Consider the following 6312-nt stretch of genomic DNA (forward strand, 5'->3'; position numbering starts at 1 on the left):
GCTAAAAGTATATTAAAAGGAAGAAATGGTGATGGCGATTTCGACGAGAAATTTTTAAAAGAAATATATGATGATACGAAAGCGAATCCTTTTGAATTTAATTTCGTTAAAACCAGCCCTGGATATGAGCTTAATTCTTCCGCCCTCAATCATGATTCTACTTTTAATAAATTAGATTTATTGCTGCAATCACCTCAAATAAGAGTTCAAGATATTTTTCCTGGAATAGGCGAAGACGTTAAAGCAACTGTGGACCAACCAAAATCCTGGTTAAGTGTTTTGACTGGCTATAAAGGGACAATCACGCTAACTAGAAAAATACGCCAGAGGAATTGGCTACTATCCAGGTTTATAGTCCGAGTCTCTTTTCATGGGTATTTGGGGACACGCCCAAAGTCATCGTACAACCTGCTTGCCACAAAGGGGTAGCAGCGCAAGAGAAAATAGATTTAGCGGCAAACGTAGCGGCTAGATTTCAATTACCAGTATCGAGTGTGAAAGCAACCTACGACTATGTAAAAAGTGATTTACAAGTTGCTTATGAGAAGCAGAAAAAACGTCTTCCTCCAACCAATTCATCCAACAACCGCCATAGCTGGTGGTCATTCGCAGCGGAAAAACCTGCTGGCGTTGCTCAACAACCTGAGGTAATAAGCACGTCTTCGGAGGCCCTAAAGAATAATTAGGCCTAATAGTAAGTAGCCTGTGTATAACATACACAATCTATAATTATGTTATGGTTTCATTAAACCAAGCGAGCAAAAATGCCTTATTCCTCCTTAGAATTTGACCGAGACATTGCAATAATAAAAAAATCGAGTCGAGTCGAGTCGATTTAATAACCGATAATTCTGCAGCCCAACAAGCTTTTAAAGATTGCTTTACCTATTGCACCCGAACAAAAAATAGCGAGGACTTTCGTCGATTAGCCTATTCAATGTTCGGTCATAAAAAAATAGCAAGGTATTTAATGAGAGTCTTTTTAAAAATGTGCTGCCTCTACTGTATTCCTCATCTATATTAAGTAAAAATCAGATTGATCTATTAAGTGAATGCTTTGAAAATGGCCTTGAAAGGTATAAATCAATCAAATCGGACGACACAGCCGCTCAATTTAGAACTGTCTTTTTAAAACCGCTTCAGGAAGCGATCAAACAAGAGCTATCGGAAGATCAGCTGATTGCACTCATAGATCAGGCGCCGGATGCATTAAAGTACTTTGCAGAATCTGATATTGATAATGAGACATTTACAACGTATTTTAACACGTTGATGACTGTATATGAGCAGCAATGTAAACATGATCCGGACAGTGAACTCTTACTTAAATTTGCCTTTTGTAATTTGTTTTCTACGTTCAGTGGTTTTCTCAATGCATCAATGAATTTAACGTTTGAGCATTTTGAGAAACAAAAAGCATTTTATTCAACTGAAATATACGACGATAGCTGTCAGCTAACTCCTGACACGATGAAGTCAATGGTCAAAGAATTACAGGATTATTTCAATTTTATTAAAGCAAACAAACAACAGATTCACTATATTCCTTTTGATACATTTAAGGAAAGCACCCCAAGAGAGTTTTATCATGGCGGGGGTTATGACTTTATACGCGCCTTTTTGTTAGAAGATAGTAAAGGCTATCGTTTGGAGGAGTCGGAAGGGACAAAAAACTGTGACCTATGGATTACAAGTGGCTTCTTATGACCATAGAGTTTCCCACTATGCACAATCAGCTGAGAAGCACTTTGACTGGCCTTCAAAATTAGTGATTACAATCATTCCTTCCAATTTAAAAAATCAAATAATGATCATGAAGCAGGTTTGCAAAAATGGGCATTGAACACGCCTGGTGTTCAATGGGAGCTAACCAGTTTGGATGGCAGCAGAAAACTGACTTTTGATGGTAAGAGTGTTACTGAAACCATGGTTGTAAATGGGGAAAAAAGTACTCGAACCCTTGATAGCAAGGGACGAAATTTGTCCTCAGTCAAGAGCGAATCGTCGAACACCAAAGACGAAGAGGATGAGGATCTTTCAGTCCATCGTCTCCAATTTTAGAATAGAGTCTTGGTCTCTGAGCAGCCTGTGTAATAATGGCTGCTCTTGCTTAACGTTAAAATCTCGGTACGTATTTAAAAATTGATTGCCCGCCTTCCATTACCCATTCATCCAAATTCATGACATTATCAGTGCAATGCACCATTGACTCTGCTCGTTGAGTACGTAAATCTTTTGGGTTTAGCAAAATCGGTTTAGGAGATCAGCAAATGGTTCAGCAATGTGACGTGTTAATTGTTGGTGCGGGTCCTGTTGGATTGATGCTAGCAATCCTGTTAAAGAAACAACGAATCGCTTGTCGCATCATTGATAAAATGGTTATTCGCCAAGGCTATTGTAAGGCGCTAGGTATTCAGCCGCGAAGTTTGGAGATTTGGGATGATGCAGGGATCCTCAATCCCATACTTAATGAGGGCTTATGTTTTAAAGAAACCAGAATTTTTCAGGATGGTAAAGAAATTCATTCTAATTTGATAACCTTGCCGGAGTTACCCTTTGGTTTTCTTTCTATCCCACAATATAAACTGGAAGATATTCTCGTTCGTGAAGCCCAAGAACTTGGCTTGGACATTGAACAAGGTATTGAGTTGCTTCATTTCGATCAGACTGACGAAGAGGTTATTGTAGAGTTACGCGATAATAATACCGGGACTGAGGATAAAATTCGGTTTCGCTATCTAATTGGTTGCGATGGTGCCCACAGTACAACTCGTAAACGCTTGAACCTGACATTCGAAGGCGGAAAATTTCCTCAAACCTTCATGCTCGCTGATGTTCGCGTGCATTGGGAGTTTCCCCATCAAACCAATTATCGTTTTAATTACAAGGATGGCGATTTTGAAAATACGGTCGTTTTGGTACCCTATCGCGGGGACAGACGTTTCAGAATATCCACCACCGTTCCTGAATCCCTAATGAATGAAATCACTGACGGCAAGCCAACCCTTGAGCAATTTGCCACAGTACTAAAGAAAGCAATTCCTGGCGAAGTTAAACTGGACGATTTGCGTTGGTCTTCCATGTATCAGATCAGTCATCGCATTGTGAACCAATATTTTTCCGGGCGGGTTTTCTTGGCGGGCGACTCAGCACATATCCACCCGCCAATTGGCGGCCAAGGTCTAAACACGGGCATTCAGGATGCCTATAATTTGGCTTGGAAATTAGCCTTGGTACTAAAAAATAAAGCGCAAGCGACGCTTCTTGAGAGTTATCATGAAGAAAGGCGGCCTGTTGGTCTGGATGTTGTCAATCGCACTCATGAGCGTATGCTCAATAAAACAGTTGATATGAGCGATGCGCATTATGCATTATTGCTCAACTCACAAACATTAATTAATTACCGAACCAGTGCTTTGTCAATTAGTGACGCGTTGTCTGCGGAAGATTGGTCTACCATGCCAGGTGATCGTGCGCCTGATGTTCCTGGGCTTAAACGCGATGTCATGAATTTTACTATCCGTTTATTTGAAATCCTGCGCGGAAATCAATTTAATTTATTCCTTTATTTAGATAATACCATGCCAGGTCACGAACGGGACACGATACTGACAGACTGTGAAGACTTGCAAAATGATTTGGGAAATCTGGCAACTATTTATCTCATTGCGCCGGCTGATTTTTCCTTATCAGAAAACTCCAGCCTGACCTTGGTCAGCGATTTAGAAAATCATTTTAAAACCGCTTACAACGCTAAAGCAGGACGTGTTTATTTAGTCAGACCCGACAACTATATTGCCTATCAGAGTGATCAACCAAGTCGTCAAAAGATACTGCAATATTTTAAAGAGATCGCGATTAGAGTGAATGGATAAATCTACAATTAAAAAGGGTTAGATCTATGAGTTTCAATAAAAAACCTCTCATGGCAAAATGGGGAAGGGTCTGGTGCACACCATTTTTGTACAAATAACAATCAAATGGATTATAATAGCCCGCTACCACCAATTATTATGAGGTTATAATGCGCATTTTTCATATTAATGACACACATTGGATTCATGAAGAACACCACTTGCAAATTGCTGGAAATATGGTTCGTAGTTATACATTCGAGGAGCTTCGCGATTTTATTATAAAAAATCAAATCACCAGCCTTGATATAAATAGACAAATTGAGTCGGAGTCGTCTGACAAGTCGCCTTGGGAGTGGGAGATGCAAACGCCGCTTCCATGGCCTGAATATTTATATATCAGTGTAGCAACTACTTTATTACAATTTTTAGAAGGCACGCCCGTTTCAATTTTGAATTTAGCAGAAAATTGCCAAGGTTCTAGGCTAGAAACGCCATTAATAAAAAAGAAAAATTGACGCAATTTGTGGATGCGTTAAAGAGGACACAAATACACACATTAAATTTAACCAGATGTTCTTTTTTGAATATTTCGAATGTCATTTTAATCCCGAAGATAGTACTGAGGGGCATTTTCAGTATGATGAAGAAACGATTGTACACTTTGCATCACAACTAAAAGGCACGAATGTTACCCGTATTATTGGTATTGAGCATCCTGAGTTAACGAAAGTCTTACAAGAAAATATGGCGGGCAAAAAGGATAGAATGATCGCGTTGGGCCAAGGAGCCTCTGAAGCTAAGCTTAATATGGATGTTATAGACCATATCGTATCTTATACATCCAAAAGCAAAAGCAGTGGTCAAACTGGGGATAATGAAGATGAATATGGCACCTGGGCATCAGAGACAGCTAAGGCAGCATTTTCTCACCGTAACAAGCGTGAAGAAAGCCGACTTGAGCAAACAGGCTCTCCTTTAAGTGGTGAAACAAGGCATACCTTTTTCCATACACAGTTACCACTCAATTTAACAAGAGATAAAACAGAGGCCCAGCAAACGGCGGAACCTTTATCAACTACCAGGCCTACCTAGATTTACTGTGGCTTGTTGAGATTGTTCCGCATAGCGAGTTCAAAACCTCACCAAGCCACTAACCTTAGGCCAAGCGTCCGTTATAGGCTAAATAACAGACAGGCCTTCGGCTACACACAATTTTCATAAAATTCTTATTTATTCAAATAATTATGATGGCTTTGAGCGTTGTGCTTCAGTATCATCCCTGCCCTCATGAGGATTTATATCATGTAATTGTTGTTTCATATCATGGAGTTTATTTGAGTTTTCGATAGTAGAGCTATCTTCATTCCCAGTGAAATATTGATCGACGATTGGTTTCATATTTTCACTAAGTTTTTGCGTAAAACGACTCTCAAGGTTAGTGCGCTCAACTACCCCTAGTTTTTGGAAGTCTATGTTTTCTCGTTTAAACTTCGCCCAGCATTTCCATACCTCGTTGGGAGTATGAGCCTTTGCAAGAGAGTGATTCAAACTTTGGTATAGTGCCTCAAGCGTTTGGGCTTTCTTTTCAAGAGGGGCAACCTCTGACCGAAAGGCTTTGTCACGCCCGTTAAGTATCTCTTCCTGTTTCATCAGCCAGAGTGGCGAAGGATGATTATATATCTCTTTGCCTATGCTCTCTCTCTTGCTATCCAAAGAAGAGGTTTCTTTTTAAAGACAGTATAGATAGCCTCATGGACACGCTTATGCAAGGTTTGTTCAGCTTGAGCTTGTGATGATAAAAATTCGAATATTCTTTGCTTTTGACTTTCCTCCACTGACATATTACAGAAAGAATTTTGGCATGGGAGAGAGGCATGTATCAGAAGTTTTTGCCAAACCTGTTCAGCACCTTGAGTAGCATACGCATTTTGTAATATTAAAAACTGCACTTCTGCATTCTCAGATTTAAATCGTCGCAGATCAGTGTCCGAAATAGTATTGATATCTAAATTACGAATATCGATAGGCAGGTGGGCTTTTGCAGCTATCGCACCCAACATACCTGCAAATCTGTCAGCGTAGGTGTGACTATGAATGCGATCTAATATCTTGCCAAGGGTAATATCATTATCCTCATCCCTCATATTAATCTCCTGAACACTCAATACGTTAACAATTATAGTAAAAGATTGTCCAGGATGAATTTTACTTCCAATGTCATTGATCTATTCCTGCAAAATAAGACCATTACAACAATGTGAACCATTAAAATGATTACAATGGATACTGAACATGGTCAGGCCCTAATCTCACTATTTTGATTTTGCTCGAAATCTTTTTATAGTGATTATGTGAGGTTTCTGCACGCATGCAGAATCGTATAACTTCGTATAATGTATGACTATACGAAGTTATTACGCGACGTCTTCTGAGACTGACGTACTGACCAAGGCAA

8 protein-coding genes and 1 pseudogene are annotated in these 6312 nt (G+C 39.6%); 7 read left to right on the forward strand and 2 right to left on the reverse strand.

Features of this window, described 5'->3' with window-relative positions:
* The 7 genes and pseudogenes from BN58_RS35660 to BN58_RS00445 form a co-directional block, all read left to right on the forward strand.
* Window positions 1–429 (forward strand): annotated as a pseudogene (locus tag BN58_RS35660) (T4SS guanine nucleotide exchange effector RalF); the annotation flags it as partial.
* A complete protein-coding gene (locus BN58_RS35665; RefSeq protein ID WP_156812281.1) occupies window positions 333–686 on the forward strand; it encodes a hypothetical protein in 354 nt (117 codons plus the stop codon). The pseudogene BN58_RS35660 and the gene BN58_RS35665, both read left to right, overlap by 97 nt.
* A gap of 304 nt (window positions 687–990) precedes the next feature.
* Window positions 991–1707 carry a hypothetical protein gene (locus BN58_RS00420; RefSeq protein ID WP_019215152.1) on the forward strand — a complete coding sequence of 239 codons (717 nt, stop codon included), beginning with the start codon at window positions 991–993 and terminating at the stop codon, window positions 1705–1707.
* 117 nt (window positions 1708–1824) lie between these two features.
* Window positions 1825–2061 carry a hypothetical protein gene (locus tag BN58_RS00430; protein WP_156812282.1) on the forward strand — a complete coding sequence of 79 codons (237 nt, stop codon included), beginning with the start codon at window positions 1825–1827 and terminating at the stop codon, window positions 2059–2061.
* A gap of 209 nt (window positions 2062–2270) precedes the next feature.
* Window positions 2271–3875 (forward strand): FAD-dependent monooxygenase, encoded by a 1605-nt coding sequence (locus BN58_RS20755; protein ID WP_019215155.1) that lies wholly within the window; start codon window positions 2271–2273, stop codon window positions 3873–3875.
* Between the two features lie 149 nt (window positions 3876–4024).
* The gene (locus tag BN58_RS00440; RefSeq protein WP_019215156.1) at window positions 4025–4372 is read left to right on the forward strand and encodes a hypothetical protein; all 348 of its coding nucleotides are present in this window, start codon (window positions 4025–4027) and stop codon (window positions 4370–4372) included.
* 55 nt (window positions 4373–4427) lie between these two features.
* On the forward strand, window positions 4428–4949 hold the full coding sequence (locus tag BN58_RS00445; protein ID WP_019215157.1) for a hypothetical protein: 522 nt from the start codon (window positions 4428–4430) through the stop codon (window positions 4947–4949).
* A gap of 150 nt (window positions 4950–5099) precedes the next feature.
* On the opposite strand, the gene BN58_RS00450 is transcribed toward BN58_RS00445, so the two are convergent.
* Window positions 5100–5570 carry a hypothetical protein gene (locus BN58_RS00450; RefSeq protein WP_019215158.1) on the reverse strand — a complete coding sequence of 157 codons (471 nt, stop codon included), beginning with the start codon at window positions 5568–5570 and terminating at the stop codon, window positions 5100–5102.
* Window positions 5546–6001, reverse strand: a complete 456-nt coding sequence (locus BN58_RS00455) for a hypothetical protein (RefSeq protein WP_019215159.1) — start codon at window positions 5999–6001, stop codon at window positions 5546–5548. The genes BN58_RS00450 and BN58_RS00455 overlap by 25 nt, the downstream gene beginning before the upstream one ends.
* Between the last annotated feature and the right edge of the window lie 311 nt (window positions 6002–6312).

This window comes from Legionella tunisiensis, assembly GCF_000308315.1.
GTDB classification, from domain to species: Bacteria; Pseudomonadota; Gammaproteobacteria; order Legionellales; family Legionellaceae; genus Tatlockia; species Tatlockia tunisiensis.